This is a genomic window from Streptomyces sp. NPDC086549, from assembly GCF_044746205.1.
Classification (GTDB): Bacteria; Actinomycetota; Actinomycetes; order Streptomycetales; family Streptomycetaceae; genus Streptomyces.
This window is the reverse complement of the sequence record NZ_JBIVBS010000041.1, coordinates 1-15,588: the sequence shown is the minus strand read 5'-3', so window position 1 is coordinate 15,588 and position 15,588 is coordinate 1. Positions and strand designations below refer to the sequence as shown.

Below are 15,588 nucleotides of genomic sequence, written 5' to 3'. Positions count from 1 at the left end.
CACTGGATCGTCTTTTCGGCGGGCGGGGTAGCCCGGCCACCGACATCAGTGAGATCGGTCAGACCTTGTACTGACCGATGGTGATGAAGTAGCGCAGCTCCTCCGGCGTGCCGTCCATGGCCTTCTCGGCCGCGGCGCGCAGGGCCTTGCTGATGCCGGGGCGGGCCAGGATCCGGGCGACGGCGACGCGGTCGTCCTCGGCCCGGGCGAGCCGCAAGCCGCCTTTCAGAAACGCGGCCCGATCGGCCGGAGTGCCGTCGAGAGCCTTGTTGGCCTCCCGTACGACGGCCTTGCCGCTGGCCGGGTCGGCCAGGAGCCGGACGATGGCAAAGGCGTTGTCCTCGTCCTGGGCCTTGGCGTAACCGGTGGAAAGGAACGCGGCCCGGTCGGCCGGAGTGCCGTCGAGAGCCTTGTTGGCCTCCCGTACGACGGCCTTGCCGCTGGCCGGGTCGGCCAGGATCCGGGCAATGGCAAAGGCGTTGTCCTCGTCGGAGTCGACCACCGTGGACGTGTGCGGGGCGGCCGGAGCGGCCGCGAAGGACGGGCAGGCGAGCAGCAGGACCGGAGTCAGTGCGGTGGCGGCCACGACGAGCGTCGCGCGGGTTTTGTTCATGGGTCCCCCCTTGTCGGAACCGATCAGGGACCGATTCCTGCTGGTCAACAGAAGGAAATGATTGTATGTCAGATGCTCGCTCGTGATCGAAGGTATTTGATCTCTGCGTGACGAGGGACGGCGTCGGCTTGACGCGGGCGCCGCCCGGCCGCGCTGGCGCCCATGGAGGTCCCGGCGGCACAGGGAGTTATCGGACTTCGGTCACGAGCATCGTGTGCCTCGAGCCGCTTCACGGCCTGGCCGGTCATGTCATGATCATGTGATGAACTTGTCACTTCCTCCTTCCCGCATGCCTACGAAAGTCGCGCTGTTGGCCCGCCTGACGGCGGTCTGCTCGCTGCTGCTGGGAAGCATGTACGTAATGGCCGGCCCGGCGCAGGCGGCCAGCGAGATCGCCCCGATCCCTGCCGGCGGGTTCAAGCTGTCGCTCGACAGCGACTCGACCTCGGCCGTCAACCAGGGGGAGGCAGCCAACCCCGAACTCGGCAAGGTAGGACTGACCACCCTCGCCGGCAGCGGCACGTCAGGGCAGGACGGGCTGTGCTACCCGGCTCCGTTCAACCCGGGTGTCGACGCCGACGGCTACTGCTGGAAGAACGACGCTGACGACAGCGGCACGAACGGCTGGAGCCCGCAGGGACTCTCCGTGCCGCACAACGACGTGGCCGACGGCTCGTGGGAAGGCCACCTCTGGGACGTCGTTTCCTGGCACAACGAGGACAACACGCTGGCGAAGCTGCGCTTCGTGAGCCACGCCGCGGCCACCCCCCGGTACACCGACGTGCTCCTGACGACCCTGTCCGCGGACGGCAAGCTGACCCCGCTCGCCTCCCACGCCGACAGCGTCGTCTGGTACAAGGACAACCTCTTGGTCGGCAACGGTCGGTATCTGCACGTCTTCCGCCTCACCGACCTGATGCGCGCCACCAACCGACCCTCCGGCTTCGACTACGTCCTGCCCAGGTCGTACCTCTACCGGACGCCCTCGGACAGCAATTCATCCTGCCAAGCGGTCACTGGCGACGCTCCCTGCCTCACCTCCCTCAGCTTCGACCGGTCCACCGGAGCCTTGCTGTCCAGCGAGTACGTCCAGAAGGCGGCGGGCGGCCGTCTCGTCGAATGGCCACTCGACCTGACCGCCGGCCTGCCGAGGACGGGGAACGGCAACTCGGTCACCGCCTCCGCCGCCTGGACCTCACCGGTCTGGGGCATGCAGGGCGCGGTCTACACGCAGGGCTCCTTCTTCCTCAGCGGTCTGTGCCCGTCGTCCTTCGACACCGGGTACCGCGAGAGCGCCTGCGTCCACAAGGCCGGGCGCGGCGAGGCCCCGCACGTCCTGACGGCGGTTCCCGACATGACGCAGAACCTCGACTGGGACGGCTCCAGCGGGCGTGTGCGCGGGATCAACGAGGTGGCCCAGTCCGACCGGGTCCTTCCCCAGCGTCTGGTCTTCAACTTCTCGCCCACCGCTCGTTCCATCGAGACCGTCAGGTTCCGGAACGTCAACAGTGGCAAGTGCCTCCTGCCGTACGGCTCCAGCCTCAATGACGGGGCGAACGTGGTCCAGTGGGACTGCAACGGTACGAGCGCGCAGAACTGGTACTGGGACGGATCTCGCATCCGCAACTTCCAGAGCAACCGCTGCCTTTCCGTGTACGGCAGGAGCACCTCCGACGGCGCCCAGATCACCCAGTGGCGCTGCAACGGCGACGCAACCCAGAACTGGTCACGGGCCACCGGAACGGCCGGCGGATCCGTGCTCGTCAACGGCGGCAGCAACCTCTGCCTCACCATCTACGGACGGAGCACGTCCAACGGCGCCAACACCGTGCAGTGGACCTGCCAGCCGGACCACACCGACCACAACTGGACGGGCTCCGGCACCTGACGCCATCCCCGCCGACATGGACCAGGTCGCCAGGCCGGGCTCGTTCGTAAACGAGGCGACCTGAAACCCGACACAGCGGCTCCGCGGTGAACTGAAGCAGTTCACCGCGGAGCCGCTCTGCTCTGGCGCCCCGGACCACGGCGAGAGTCTGCCGACAGCGCCGGACGAAAGCGAGTACTGCCCGAACGGCTGAACCTGCTGGTCATAGCGCGCTATCGCCTACATGCCGAGGGGGGCCGCCTGGCCGTCACCGGTCTCCAGCCACAGCCCTCACGTCCGCCGCAGATCACCGGGATCGACGAGATGTTTGCCGTCGACACCGCGGCCGCGGAAGGCTCCGGTGAAGCCCTGACCGTTCGACCACCCGAGGGAAAGAAGCATGGGCGACCGAAAAAGCATAAGACGTCGTCTCATGATATGACTCAACGCTTCTGCTGGCGGATGTGCACTCGAGTTGGCGAGCTGTGCCTTCCGATTGGCAGGGCAGGGCCTGCAGGTGCTCGGCAGGCAGGACTTGCAGGGCCACATCGACGCTTGACCTCAACCAAACTTGAGCTTTTAGGTTCCTTCCAGAGCCGCAGGAGCCGACCAGCGGTGCCTTTTCAAGGAGGTTCGCCGTGACCGAGCGCACAGACCACATCGAGATCCCCGACCGCTACCGCTATGCCGTGATCCCGCACATCATGGTCGACGACGCCGCCGCGGCGATCGATTTCTACCAGCGGGCGTTCGGCGCCCGTGAGGACTTCAGGATCGACGCTCCGGGCGGCGGGATTCTGCACGCCGAGATCACCATCGGACGGTCGGCCCTGATGCTGGGCGACGCCAGAGTGGACGAGGCGGAGGCCGCCTCCTTCGCCGCGCCGACCTCGCTCGGCGGAGGTACGTCCGTCACGCTGCATGTCTTCGTGCCGGACGTCGACAGCCTGGCGGAGCGCGCAGAAGCCGCCGGCGCTGAGATCCTCCAGCCGCCGAAGGACATGTTCCACGGTGACCGCACCGTCATCCTCAAGGACCCTTCAGGTCACATGTGGGTATTTCTGACCCACGTGGAAGACGTCTCGCAGGAGGAGCTTCGGCGCCGCCTGGCCACCGCCGGGTGACTGGCCCCCGTGCGCGCGGTGATCCGGACCGAATACCGAGCGCCGTACCTGACGGAACTCGCCGACTGAACCGCTCGGTCATGCCTGGGCTGCTTGCCACCGGTAATGGCCGACCCGCGATCGGGCCTGGTGACGACGTCGCCGGTGTGACCAGCTGAGCCGGTGATCCGCGTCGTGGACGGGCTGGACGACGAGCGTGATGAACAGGCGCTGGATCTCGTCGCAGGTGAGCGGGATCAGCTCACCTGGCCCGGGGTGGTGGGCGTGTTCGACGGCGAGGAAGGCGTGGGCGAGCATGGCGAGGGTGCCCCAGCGGCTCCAGGAGGGGTAGCGGCGGACCTGGTGCTCATCGAGTCCGGCCAGGCCCTTCTCGGCCTGGAAGGTTTCCTCCACCCGCCACCTGGAACCAGCCGTCTTGACCAGAGTGCTCAGCGGGACCGGCAAGGTGGAATGGCAGCGGTAGTAGGCCAGTTCACCGGTGGTGCGGTTGTGCCGGATCAGCAGCTGACGGTAGCCCTGCGCCGGGTCGGAGAGGTCGATGACGGCCCAGTCGTAGAAGCGGTGACCCTTCGCGCCGCGTCCGGCCGACAGCTTCTGCCAGGCCCGCTTGGGCAGCTTCGCCGCCAGCGCGTCGGCGCGGAACTTCCCTGCTTTGGTGGCCACTTCGGCCGGGCAGGCCACGGCGAGCACATAGCCCATGCCGCGTTCCTCCAGAGCCGCCCTCAGCTTCGGGTTGCCGCCGTACACCTCGCCGCCGGTCACCCAGTCGATGCGGTGTCCGGCGTCCAGGAACCGTTCGATCATCACGCGGGCCAGCTCCGGCTTGGTCGCGAAGACGGTATCCTCGCCCAGCCCGGCCGCCTGGCACCGCTGGGGGTCGGCAGTCCAGGAGCATGGGACGTACAACTCCCGGTCCACCGCCGCGTGCCCGCGGGCGCCCGCATAGACGAGATAGACGGCGACCTGGGAGTTCTCGATGCGTCCGGGGGCCCGTATTTCAATAACTGTCAGCGACGGGTTTCCGCGGGGGTTGTTCGGGCGTGTAGCTGTTCCATTGTGCGGGCGGGCGATCCGGGTATCGGCGTGATGAGGATCCGGTGCAGGTCCAGGAGCCGTTTTCCGTCCTGGTACTGGATGGACAGGTTGGTGCGGTTGACGCCCAGTAGTTGGGCCAGGAAGGTCATGGTCACCGCTCTGCGGCGGCGCAGGATGGCTGCCAGGAGCCGGTGGGTGTGGTCCACGCTGCTGGTCTGCGGGTGTCGGTAGCTGCGTGGGCGGTGGAAGCGTCGCTGGAATGCCGCCTCGGCCATGGCGCCCCAGAAGGGTTCCGAGACCGCCACCAATTGCTCGAAGGCGGTTCGTGACATGCCGGTCAGGGCTGGATCGGTGAGCATCATGGTCAGGGCCGGGTCGGTCCGGTGAGTGGTTGCCGGGGCGTCGGGCGTTCGCGGTGGCTCGGTAGACAGGGTGTAGTTCCAGTCGCCGTGGAAGGCGTTGGGTGTGATCGGAAGGGTGTGGAACTCGGCGGGTGTGACGCTGATGCCGAGGTCGTAGCTGCCGGTGTCCAGTTCGGCTCCAATGGTTAGGCCGGTCTTGGTTGTTGTGGCAGCGATGGTCTCGAGGACGACCTGATAGCTGGTCAGCGGTCGCCCCCGCCAGTTCGCGGTGATGTGGCAGAACATACGATGCTCTATTTTGTTCCATTTCGAAGTCCCGGGAGGTAGGTGACAGACCGTGATCTCCAGGCCGCTCTCTCGTGCGAAGGCAGCCAGGTTGCTTTTCCAGGTCCAGCGGCGGGGGTCGTTGGAGCCGCCGGAGTCGGCGGTGATCAGGAGCCGGCCTGCATTCGGGTGGTCCGTCCGTCCGCGGTGCTGCCACCAGCGGCGGATGGACTCCACCGCGAACTGGGCGGTGTCGTGGTCGGTGCCGACGTTGACCCATCCGGTGTTGTTGGCGATGTCGTAGATCCCGTAGGGGATCGCCATGGGCTGGTCGTTGGTGGTGAACGTGTGGCAGTCCACCTTGATCGCGTTCTTGCCCGGCCGCCAGGTGCGACCGGGCCGGTCACGGTTGCCGAGCCATTCCTTGGCCTTGGTGTCGACGCTGATCACCGGCTGGGCGTCGTTGAGGAACTCGGTAGCGGTGGCATTGAGGTGGGTGAACTGGGCATCGCGGTCCGGATGGCTGATGCCCTCTGTCGTCTTCGCGGTTCCCTGCAGGCTGTAGCCCAGGGTGTGCAGCAGGTGTCCGACGGTTGAAGCGCTGATCGGGTGGCCCTGTGCGGTGAGGGTCGAGGCCAGGGCCCGTAACGACAGCGTGGTCCACCGCAGCGGGGAGACGGGGTCGCCTCGGGTGTGTGGCTCGATCAGCGACTCCAGCGCGGGCAGCAGACCGGAGTCGGTGTCAGTCAGCCGCTTGCGGCCGGCGCCTGGAGCCCGAACCCGTCGGGTCGGCGAGGAGCAACCGGCTAACTCGGCGATACCTCGCGCGATGGTGGCAGTGCTGGTGCCGGAGGCGGCGGCGACCCGGACGATCCCGCCGTGGCCGAGGGCCATCGCCTCACTGGCCAGGTACAACCGACGGCGACGCTCATCGAAGTGCGGCAGCATCTGCTCGAACTTAGTCCGCAGAGCACGGGCGGCAGCGCGGCCTGACAGACACGGGGCCATATCTCAGACTCCCACCAATACCCCTCTACAGAGCACTTATTGAAATACAAGCCCCGGCGGTGCCGGTGTACTGACGCTGGACCCCGACGGTGCGGGTGCCCTTCTTCACGTCGCCGGTCTCGTCCACGACCAGCACCGCCGCCTCGTCATGGAGATGCTCGACGACGTACTCGCGGACGTCATCGCGCACGGCAGAGGCTGCCAGCGCGCCGCGCGCGGCACCATCTCCTCGATCCGGTCCACGCCGAAGTGGGCGTACTCCCACAGCAGCTTCGTCCGCCGGTACCGGGGGGAGGTCATCCAGAGTCGGTCCAGGGGCGGAACGGACTGTCCAGTGTGGCCGAAGGCCAGCGCGCAGGGCCGCCGCAGGCGTCCTTGACCGGCCGGCACGGCCCGCACACTCCACATGCGGGCGGCCCGGCCGGAAACACGCTCGGCGCTCGTTGAAACTCCCCGCCCCGTTGGACGCCGGACCGAGCGAGGAAACGAGCGCCCCTGGCCGTTTTCAGGGCTCTGTCCGCGGTTCCGTGAATCCCCAGGTCAGCGGCGGGAACGCGGGATCGTTTCGGCAGGGTGTTTCCTGCCGTGGCGAGCAAGACGGTCGGGGATGTGCTGTTTCCCGGGATCGATGTGCGGGTGGAGCGGGTGAACGACTCCTCCGACGTCCTGGTGGTGGAGGCGGTGTCGACAGCTCGTCCGGGCCGGTGCCCGGACTGCCGGAGGCAAGCGAGACGCGTACACAGCATGTATCAACGCACACTGGCCGAGCGGCCGTTGGGCTCCCGTCAGGTCATCGTCCGGCTGCGGGTGCGCCGGTACTTCTGCGACCGCAGGAGCTGTTCCCGCACGACGTTCGTCGAGCAGATGCCGGGCCTGTCCGAGCGATACTGCCGTTCCAGCACCGGGCTGACGGGCTGGCTGCGGTCGATCGCCATCGAGCTCGGCGGCCGTCCGGCCGTCCGGCTGTGCCGCCGACTGCGGCTGACCGCGGGCCGAACCCGGCTGCTGACGGCACCGGCGGTGGCGGACCGTGCTCCGCGGGTGCTGGGAGTGGATGAGTTCGCCTTCCGTAAGGGATGCACCTACGGCACCGTGCTGGTCGACGTCGAGGCCGGCCGGGTCGTGGACGTGCTGGCCGACCGCACCTCGGAGACGTTTGCGGCCTGGCTCAAGGATCATCCCGGCGCCGAGATCATCTGTCGGGACCGGACGAGCGCCTACACCAAGGCGGTCAACGAAGCCGCCCCCAACGCCCTGGAAGTGGCCGACCGCTGGCACCTGTTGCAGAACCTGTCCGCCGCGGTGGAGAAGACCTGCCACCAGCACCGTGACTGCCTGCGCAAACGCGCCGAGGAGGAGACGGTGGCCGAAGTGCCCGAGGTGGCGCCGATGCTGTTACCGCCTGCGGAACTGCCCCGCACCCAGATCATCGAACGCACCCGTCACCGCTACGAGGACATCCACCGTCTGCTGGAGAAACGCTGGACGATCAGCGCGATCGCCCGACGCCTGAACCTCGACCGCAAGACCGTCCGCCGCTTCCGCGACACCGACCTCGACCAGCTGCTCGCCTCCGCCCGCGAACGCCGCCCCGACGGCGTCCTGGAGCCGTTCAAGGGATACTTGAACACCCGCTTCACCCAGGCGCAAGGCCAGGTCAGCGGCACCCGGCTATTTCTGGAGATCCAGGCCCGCGGCTACCGGGGCAGCCGCCAGGTCGTCCGCAAACACCTCGCCGCCCTGCGGGCGGGAACGGCCGAACCGGTCCGGGCTGACATCCCCAGCCCCCGCAAGATCACCTCCTGGATCATGCAGCCCCGCGAGACGCTCACCGAGAGCCAGGACGACCGGCTGCTTCAGGTCCGGCTCGCCTGCCCGGACATCACCCGGGCCTGCGACCTCGCCCGGGCGCTCGCCGACCTGGTCCGCCACCAGCGCGGATACCTGCTGCTGGAGTGGATCCGGCAGGCCGAGCAGGATGCGCCGAAGCCGATGAAGGGCTTCGCCGGCTTCCTCCGCCAGGACCTCGACGCTGTCACCGCCGGGCTGACCCTCCCGTGGAGTTCCGGAGCCGTCGAAGGCCACGTGAACCGAGTGAAAACGCTCAAGAGAGCAATGCATGGCCGAGCCTCGTTCGAACTCCTCCGCACCCGCATCCTCACCCAGCCATGAAGACTGCGGCTCAACGCTCTCCTCACGGGATGGGCCTGGCAGCAAAAGCCGCCATGAGAGTGTCCGCCCGCAACCGCAGCTCAGGATCGGAAATCCCCGCCACACGGACAGAGACCTCATAGCCGCCCACAGCCTTGGCAAGGTGTACATCGACCTGATGATCCGAACCTACGAGCGGATAGCTGTACCAGCGATCCGTGTGCTCATCATCGGTGGCCTCAAGGCCGAGTTCCACCGCCTGCCAGTCGGTGCCATCGAAGTCGTAGCCGACATAACGCGTCAAGAGAGTCAAAAAAGGGTTGGACGTTCTCGTTCCAGATCCAGCCCTCCATCACACGTTCCCCGCCGCTCTCCGCCATCCGGCCAGCGTGCCACACGTGGCACGCTCATCCCCTGCCTTATCTCCGTTCACGGAACTGCGGCCAGAGCCCTGCCAATTCAGCGTTCTGCTCCATTTCTGCAGTATTCGCCGGGGCAGGGCGGTCGCCCGCCCCACGAACCACCGCAAGGAGAACCACGTGACCCTCACCCCCGCCGCCAGCACAGGCGCGGCCGAGATGCTCGACCGCCCGGTCACCGTAAACGGCCTGACCATCCCCAACCGGATCGCGATGGCGCCCATGATCCGCCAGTTCTCACCCGACGGCATCGCCGGCGAGGACGTGGCGTCCTGCTACGCCCGCCGGGCCGCCGCCGGCGTCGGCCTGATCCTCACCGAGGGCGCCTACCCCGGCCACCCCTCCGTCGGGGACAACGGCCGCGTCCTGTGCTTCCACGGCGAGCAGCAGCTGGAGGACTGGGCGAAGGTCGCCGAGGCCGTGCACGCGGCGGGCGGCACGACCGTGCCGCAGCTGTCGAACATCGGCCTCTGCGGCCAACACCCATGACAGCCTCGGGCGGCCGAACGAGCCGTAGCTCCCACCGGCTACTCGACGGCCGGATCTTCCTGAGACTGCCGAACGGCCCGCTTCACTGCTTGTACAACCTCGTACCGTTGGCCTCGCTGGCTTTGGCATGCGCTGTGATCGCCGTCCGCACGGCCTCTGCTGCGTTGCGCCAGTGGCGCCACTGCGCGGCGCGGACAGACCAGACATCCGGCGGCCTCGAGGACGACAGGGCGCCCAAGCCCTCCAGGTGCCGCGCGCCACCACGCGGCGTATCGTGCGAATGGTGGGTGCAGTAGCTGACAGTAGTCGCGGTGGTCCGATCACCCTACGCGAGCCCCGAGGTCGCATCGTGTTCGGCCTGACCGTCAGCGCGCTCTGCACGGCCGGATTGGCGTTCATTTCCGCAAGCGCGGATCTCTGGGTCTGGAGGTCGATCGGCCTCCTGTTCGCCGTGTACGCCGGGTTCAAGACCTTGATGTTCGGCGTGTGGATGGTGTCCCCGCCGACCTTGCACCTGACCGATGTGGGCCTGCGCCTGGGCGGTTGGGGCATGTATCTCGGTGGTTGGGGCCGGCCCAAGTACTGCGCGTGGACCCAGGTCAGCCGCATCGAGGTGCGCACAAGCGGGACTGGTAACCCGATCGTGTTCGTTGGCCTCGATCCCACTTGCCCACCGCCTGGTCTGCGCGCAGCTGATCGGCTGCGGCGCGGGCATGACATCAGGCTGGGGATCGTCTATACGGGCAAGGCCTATGGGCACACCGTGCAGGATTTGGCCCAGCTGCTCAATGCCTGGCGGCAGCGCGCCAGCCCCTCTGCTCGGGCGTAACCAGCCACCGGCCCCCGCCGACTGGCCTCTGAACCGCCCCGGGTTCGGTAGAGATCTCGGCCTGCCCCGAGCTACGTGGAGTCGGGATAGCTGATTTCACGCTACAGGTGTTGCGCGCAGTTCGTACTCGACGGGAGTCAGCATCTCAAGGGCGGAGTGTCTGCGCTGCCCGCGCCACCGGCCTGCGCAACCTGCCCCTGCACGACGCCGCACAGAACCAGATCTGGCTGGAGATCGTCCAGATCGCCCTGGACCTGCTGGCCTGGATGCCGATGCTCGCCCTGACCGGCAAAGCCCGCCGGTGGGAACCCCGCCGCCTGCGACTGCGGCTGTTCTCCGCCACTGCCCAACTCGTCACCACCGGCCGCCGCCGCATCCTCCGCCTGGCAAAGCACTGGCCCTGGACCGACGTGATCACCAGCGCCCTGACCCGGCTCGATGCCCTTCCGAACCCTGGCTGACCAGACGCGTCCCATCCCTACGGGCAGCATCACCCCAGAACCATGGAACCCGGCGCCCACCCGACGCGACAGCCGGGCCATCCACCTGCCCACAACCAGAAATCTCCGCTCCGAACGATCAGAAAGGGCCCGTCAGCAAGCTGACGGGCCCTCATGCAAGATCGAGGCTAACTGTTGGGATCGCGCTGCCCGGGTGGGCCGGCCTGCCGGAGAGAGCGGTCCGTTGCAATTTGCTGTCGCTTGGCCTTGATCGCGAGGAGCTGGTCGCGCAGGCTGCCTCGCGCGGTGGCCTGTGCGTCCTCGGAGCGCAGCTCGTACGCCCCCTGCTCCACGATGAGTGCGTAGTCCCCGTGTCGCACCCATCTGTCCAGTTCCGAGGCCCTAAGGACGAGGATGGGGTGACTGCCAGAGGGCAGCAGGTACTTGTAGATGCGGTTGCGCACGCCGGTTGCATCCAATTCGAACTCGGCTGCCTGCTGGAGGAACTCGGCGGGTTCCATCTCGTCGGTACGGCCGCCCGCAGCGAGCTTCATCAGAGCGCGAACCGCGACGTCTAGGTCCTGTGCCACAAGCAGCCCGGCCCGGTCGCAGGACAGCTCGGACTTTCGGGACCAGTCCTTGAGGGCTACGTCGACGGCTTCGAGCGCAAGTCCGGCGATGGGGAATGAGGCCAGACCGATGCTCGCGATGACGCGCGCGACCGTCTGATAAAGGACGTGACCCGACATGACATGGCCGAGTTCGTGGCCGATGACGAATCGGATCTCCTCGTCGCTCATTATGTCCACGAGCTCTGCACTCACGACGATGAAGGGTCGGTCCATGCCGATCGCGAAGGCGTTGATCGTGCCCATATTTCGCACGTAAAGCTCGGGAGGGTCGGTCAGATCGAGGATACTGGCGGCCTCTTCCTTGATCTCATGCAATCGCCGGAACTGTCGCGGACCGACGCGCACCGCGGAGGTGAGGTGCTGCATGCGCACGACCGGCTCGCCAACGGCTCCATGCACCTTCTTCAGCAGCAGGTCGAATCCCCGCACCTTTTTCATGACGGTCAGCGCCGTGAGGGCTGCGGGGTGTTCGTACGTGCGGTACGAGATTCCGGGAAAAGCTACCCGAGAAGTCCCCGGATGCCTTTCGGCTGATTGAAGATGGCTGTCTCCCATGATTGTTCTCCTCCCCCGGGTGAAGCACCTGATCTGAAGCAGATTTACCTGCATCGGCTTTGCGGCTGTGCGCGTACAGTTGCTGAAAGGTTGCTGCGTTGTGCGTTCTTTGCATAGCAGCTAACTGATGTATCCTGCGCCAACGGTCGATCTGTTCGTCGACCAACAGAAGGTGCACCCGCCGCCGCCGGCGCAGCGCCGCGTCAAGACGCTCCTCGTTGTCGCTCATGGGCGACCGGCCCTCCTTGCATCCCCACACGTCGCGTACGACGTCGTAGCTCCAGCCCCATTGCCGGATGGCTGTTGCTTCGTTTCGAACGCTACGGGCCGACCCACTGGCGAGACCCCGGGGATGGCCCCGGGGTTGTCCCCGGGTTGCGGCGTCGCCGTCCCAGGGAGATGGTGCCAGGGCAGGACTACTGCCGCCGCAATGCGGCCTGTCAGCCGTCTCGCCCGAGCTTGTCGATCAGGCCCATGCGGGAGGTGATACCGAGCTTGGCGTACGCGTTGCCCAGGTGGTACTCGATGGTTTTCACGCTGAGGAACAGTTCTCGAGCGATTTGTCGATTCGTCATGCCCTGCATGGCAAGCCTGCAGACGGTGAGTTCTTGGGATGTGAGCACGGGATGCGTGACATCCTCCCGGCGTGCTGCCACTCGGCCACAGCCTGCCAGCTCCCTGTCGCATCGCTCGAGATACGGCTTTGCCCGCAGGCGATGGAACGTTTGGGAGGCAGGTTCCAGTACGGCAGCGGCGTCGGCGCGTCGGCGGGCGCGGCGCAGGAAGGCGCCAAAAGCCAGGAGCAGCAGCGCTTCTTCGAAGCACGGTTCGCCCCGCTCGCAGTGGGCCAGCCCGGCGCGGAAGGCGCGTTCGGCGGCTTCTGAGTTTCCGAGGGCTTCTTCCATGAGGCCGCGGCAGCGCGCGGCTGCCGCTTGGTCGAGCCATCGGCGGCGCTCGGCGGCGCGGCGCTCGTAGGGGATGAGGACGTCTGCTGCCTCGGCCGCACGACCGGTGCAAACCAGGGCTTCTGCGAGCAGCGGACGCCAAGGGAGGAGGCCGACTTCCTCGACGCCGTGGCGGTGGACGGCCTCCTGTCGCAGAAACGGGCTCAGCCCGGTGACCACGTTCTCGTAGTCGCCGCGGGCGGTATGCACCATGGCGAGGGCCGTGGCCGCGAACGCGGTGTCGTTGATGTCTCCGAGGATCTGGGCATGTACGGACGCAGCCCTCGCATGCGCTTCGGCTGCCTGAAAGTCGCCCCGGCCGGCGAGGGGGAAGGCGGTCACGGCGTGCACCACGGCGAGGATGGAAACCTGATCGGTGTCCTCGGCGAGGGAGACGGCCTGGGTGCCGTGCGCGACGGCGTCGTCCCATAACCCGGCCCGGTACTCGGCATCGGTGAGAAATCCCAGCGACACGAGGGCCGCGTACGGCAGTCCACCACGCCGGTGCGAGGCGAAGGTGTCCTGCAGATCACGACGGGCCTCGCTCAGCTGCCCGTTCCACAGCTGCAACATGCCGCGTGCGAGCAGTCCGTCCAATTGCTCCGGACGGTTGCGGGGCCCTGACAAGGGAAGATGGGCAAGGGTCTTCATGGCTTCCTCGTACTCGCCGGAGACGGCCAGCCCGATTGCCAGGGAGTCCCGCAGGAAGGACGATCGTGTGCCCGGTGGCAGGCCGAGTCCGCGTCGCGCCCAGTCGATGATGTTCGGCGCGTCACCCTGGATGAGGCACACCCAGGCCAACTGCTCGGCAGCCTTGCGGAGGGTCTCGGTGCCGGTCGCCGCGTCGCAGCTCTCCCAGCAGGCGGAGAGTTCACGGCGAGCCTCGTCCAGTCGTCCGGCGGTCAGGGCGAGATGCCCCAGTACGTAGTGTTGTTCGGCGCTGGGGTCAGCCTCCCGGACCTCCTGTTCGAGCTCGGCGGCCTGACTGATATCCCCGGCCAGAAGAAGGTGTTCGACCGCCTGGAGCATCCACTGCGCGCTGCGGCCGCGGTCCGGACACAACCGTGCGGCCGACATCGCGGAGGAGGCCGCAGCGGACCAGGCGCCCTCCGCCGCCTGCTGCGCCGCGAACCGGCCGAGTTCGTCCGCGAGATCGCTGTCGGGTCCGACCGCAGCACACACGCGGTGCTGGAGAGATATGGTCGGATCGGCCGAGAGACCGGCCACGAGCAGGTGCAGACGGGAACGCTCGCCGGGGTCCAGACCGCGATACACAGCGGCCCGCAGCAGCGGGTGCGGGAAGGCGGCCTTGGACATGGCTCCGACCGCGTCCTCTACCAGCAGTTCCCGTGTCATGGCTTCCGCCAGCGCTTCCAACGGGTCTGGAACGGCACCGAGTTCTGCTGCCAAGTGCAGGGGAGAGGACATGCCGAGGACACTGGCGGCGCCGACGAGTCGACGTGTGCAAGGGGCGCAACCGTCCAGCCGCTCAGCCACGAGCCGCTCGTACCTGCGTGGTGCGGGTAAAATGGTGTCTCCCGCGCTCAACAACTCGCCGGGATACTGCTGAAGCAACGCCTTGGTGTGCAATGGGTTCCCGCATGTGTGGTCCCTCAGCCGAGCGAGGGACCAGCGGGGAAGCGGTGACAAGCCCAGCGCCTGGTTCAGCGCGGCAAGTTCCGCTACGCCGAGGCCGGCCAGCGTCACTCTCGCGGTCGTGTCCTCTTCGAGGATGCGGTGCAGTCCGTGCGGCAACCGGGGGTCAGTCGCGTCGCGGGTCACCAGCACCGTCAGCACCCGGTCCACGCGCAGGCGCCGGAGTACGAAAGTGATCGCGTGCAGCGAAGGAGTGTCTGCCCACTGGACGTCGTCGATCACCAGAATGACCGGCGCACGGTCCTGGAACTTACCCAGAGCGTCGATGAGGGAAGCACCGACGGCGATGGGGTCCGGCAGAGAGGCACCGACATCCGCGACTGCCTGCCTCTGGTGCGGTATCAGCTGCGTGATGACCCCGTAGGGCAGCTGCATCTCGAGCTCGTCTCCGCTCGCCTGCAAAATGCAGTCATCGGCGGCGGGACCGGCGAGGAAACACCGTACGAGCGATGTCTTTCCGATACCTGCCGGCCCTTCAATGAGAACGACTTGCGGCTCACCCCTCGCGGCCCAGACCAACCGCGCACCCATCTGTGACAGCTCTTCCGCCCTACCGAAGAACAACCGTTCAGGCACTTGCCGCGACATGTGGTCCCTCCCCACAAGGGACTCCCGCTGGATGCACGAGCCCAGGCGACGGTGCACCCGATACCGGAAGCCAATTGACCTACGAGACATATACCCATCAGTCGCAGCCAGGAGACGATCGGCGATTTTGGGAGCACTCCGCACTCAAGGCTGATAGGGGACGGCTGCGGCGGCTGGCCGCGGTGCGTTCCCTGTACTACCGGCGCACCTCCGGGTTCGCGTTTCCCCACCGCGACAAGCAGGACGAGCGCTTCGCGGTAGCGTAAGCACGGTCGGGACTGGGCGGCATCCTCACCTCCCTGCCCGGCTGTCTCTACGTCAACCACCCCAACCGCATCGGCGACGCCGAATACAAGCCGGCCGAGCTCGCGGCGGCGGCCGCAGTCGGCTTCACAGTGCCAGCGACGTTGATCACCAACGTTCCCGGCGACGCACGAACCTTCATCAAAGAGCACGGCCCGGCCATCTTCAAACCGATCTCGGTACCGCTCTACCTGGTCGACGGCAAAGCTCAGACTGTGCCTCCCCTCGTACCGTGGAGCCTGTGATTGCAAGGGAAGTTGGGGTTCATGGGGTCCAAGCAACGTACGTACGAGCCTGAGTTTCGTGAGG

The 15,588-nt window shown here is 67.1% G+C and carries 8 protein-coding genes and 6 pseudogenes; 7 read left to right on the top strand and 7 right to left on the bottom strand.

Annotated features, from left to right (window positions below; all coding sequences use genetic code 11):
- Positions 1 to 58: 58 nt before the first annotated feature.
- Positions 59 to 613 carry an ALF repeat-containing protein gene (locus tag ACIPSA_RS50155; RefSeq protein WP_402648714.1) on the bottom strand — a complete coding sequence of 185 codons (555 nt, stop codon included), beginning with the start codon at positions 611 to 613 and terminating at the stop codon, positions 59 to 61.
- A gap of 289 nt (positions 614 to 902) precedes the next feature.
- Here ACIPSA_RS50155 and ACIPSA_RS50150 point away from each other — a divergent pair, with 289 nt between their 5' ends.
- Together ACIPSA_RS50150 and ACIPSA_RS50145 are read left to right on the top strand one after the other, a co-directional pair.
- A complete protein-coding gene (locus ACIPSA_RS50150) occupies positions 903 to 2,501 on the top strand; it encodes an RICIN domain-containing protein (RefSeq protein WP_402648712.1) in 1,599 nt (532 codons plus the stop codon).
- A gap of 617 nt (positions 2,502 to 3,118) precedes the next feature.
- On the top strand, positions 3,119 to 3,604 hold the full coding sequence (locus ACIPSA_RS50145) for a VOC family protein (protein ID WP_402648709.1): 486 nt from the start codon (positions 3,119 to 3,121) through the stop codon (positions 3,602 to 3,604).
- Between the two features lie 78 nt (positions 3,605 to 3,682).
- Here the strand turns inward: ACIPSA_RS50145 and ACIPSA_RS50140 are convergent.
- The 3 pseudogenes from ACIPSA_RS50140 to ACIPSA_RS50130 form a co-directional block, all read right to left on the bottom strand.
- Positions 3,683 to 4,588: pseudogene (locus ACIPSA_RS50140) on the bottom strand (IS701 family transposase); the annotation flags it as partial.
- Between the two features lie 3 nt (positions 4,589 to 4,591).
- Positions 4,592 to 6,273: pseudogene (locus ACIPSA_RS50135) on the bottom strand (ISAzo13 family transposase); the annotation flags it as partial.
- Between the two features lie 52 nt (positions 6,274 to 6,325).
- Positions 6,326 to 6,472 (bottom strand): annotated as a pseudogene (locus ACIPSA_RS50130) (transposase); the annotation flags it as partial.
- A 386-nt stretch (positions 6,473 to 6,858) separates the two neighbouring features.
- Between ACIPSA_RS50130 and ACIPSA_RS50125 the strand changes: the two are divergent.
- The gene (locus ACIPSA_RS50125) at positions 6,859 to 8,445 is read left to right on the top strand and encodes an ISL3 family transposase (protein WP_402648708.1); all 1,587 of its coding nucleotides are present in this window, start codon (positions 6,859 to 6,861) and stop codon (positions 8,443 to 8,445) included.
- Positions 8,446 to 8,467: 22 nt separating this feature from the next.
- On the opposite strand, the gene ACIPSA_RS50120 is transcribed toward ACIPSA_RS50125, so the two are convergent.
- Positions 8,468 to 8,728 carry a hypothetical protein gene (locus tag ACIPSA_RS50120; RefSeq protein WP_402648706.1) on the bottom strand — a complete coding sequence of 87 codons (261 nt, stop codon included), beginning with the start codon at positions 8,726 to 8,728 and terminating at the stop codon, positions 8,468 to 8,470.
- 235 nt (positions 8,729 to 8,963) lie between these two features.
- On the opposite strand from ACIPSA_RS50120, the pseudogene ACIPSA_RS50115 reads away from it, so the two are divergent.
- The 3 genes and pseudogenes from ACIPSA_RS50115 to ACIPSA_RS50105 all read left to right on the top strand — a co-directional run.
- Positions 8,964 to 9,329: pseudogene (locus ACIPSA_RS50115) on the top strand (12-oxophytodienoate reductase); the annotation flags it as partial.
- A 352-nt stretch (positions 9,330 to 9,681) separates the two neighbouring features.
- On the top strand, positions 9,682 to 10,161 hold the full coding sequence (locus ACIPSA_RS50110) for a hypothetical protein (RefSeq protein WP_402648704.1): 480 nt from the start codon (positions 9,682 to 9,684) through the stop codon (positions 10,159 to 10,161).
- A gap of 158 nt (positions 10,162 to 10,319) precedes the next feature.
- Positions 10,320 to 10,622: pseudogene (locus tag ACIPSA_RS50105) on the top strand (transposase); the annotation flags it as partial.
- Between the two features lie 167 nt (positions 10,623 to 10,789).
- On the opposite strand, the gene ACIPSA_RS50100 reads toward ACIPSA_RS50105, so the two are convergent.
- On the bottom strand, positions 10,790 to 11,788 hold the full coding sequence (locus ACIPSA_RS50100) for a M48 family metallopeptidase (RefSeq protein WP_402648702.1): 999 nt from the start codon (positions 11,786 to 11,788) through the stop codon (positions 10,790 to 10,792).
- Between the two features lie 440 nt (positions 11,789 to 12,228).
- Positions 12,229 to 14,976, bottom strand: coding sequence for an AAA family ATPase (locus tag ACIPSA_RS50095; protein WP_402648699.1), 2,748 nt, complete (start codon positions 14,974 to 14,976; stop codon positions 12,229 to 12,231).
- A gap of 161 nt (positions 14,977 to 15,137) precedes the next feature.
- Between ACIPSA_RS50095 and ACIPSA_RS50090 the strand changes: the two are divergent.
- A pseudogene (locus ACIPSA_RS50090) lies at positions 15,138 to 15,497 on the top strand (ATP-grasp ribosomal peptide maturase); the annotation flags it as partial.
- Positions 15,498 to 15,588: the final 91 nt, after the last annotated feature.

What these genes read in the sequence shown, in the direction of transcription:
- ACIPSA_RS50100 (WP_402648702.1), bottom strand. Translation starts at nt 11,788, where the DNA reads ATGGGAGACAGCCATCTTCAATCAGCCGAAAGGCATCCGGGGACTTCT.
- ACIPSA_RS50150 (WP_402648712.1), top strand. Translation starts at nt 903, where the DNA reads ATGCCTACGAAAGTCGCGCTGTTGGCCCGCCTGACGGCGGTCTGCTCG.
- ACIPSA_RS50155 (WP_402648714.1), bottom strand. Translation starts at nt 613, where the DNA reads ATGAACAAAACCCGCGCGACGCTCGTCGTGGCCGCCACCGCACTGACT.
- ACIPSA_RS50095 (WP_402648699.1), bottom strand. Translation starts at nt 14,976, where the DNA reads ATGTCGCGGCAAGTGCCTGAACGGTTGTTCTTCGGTAGGGCGGAAGAG.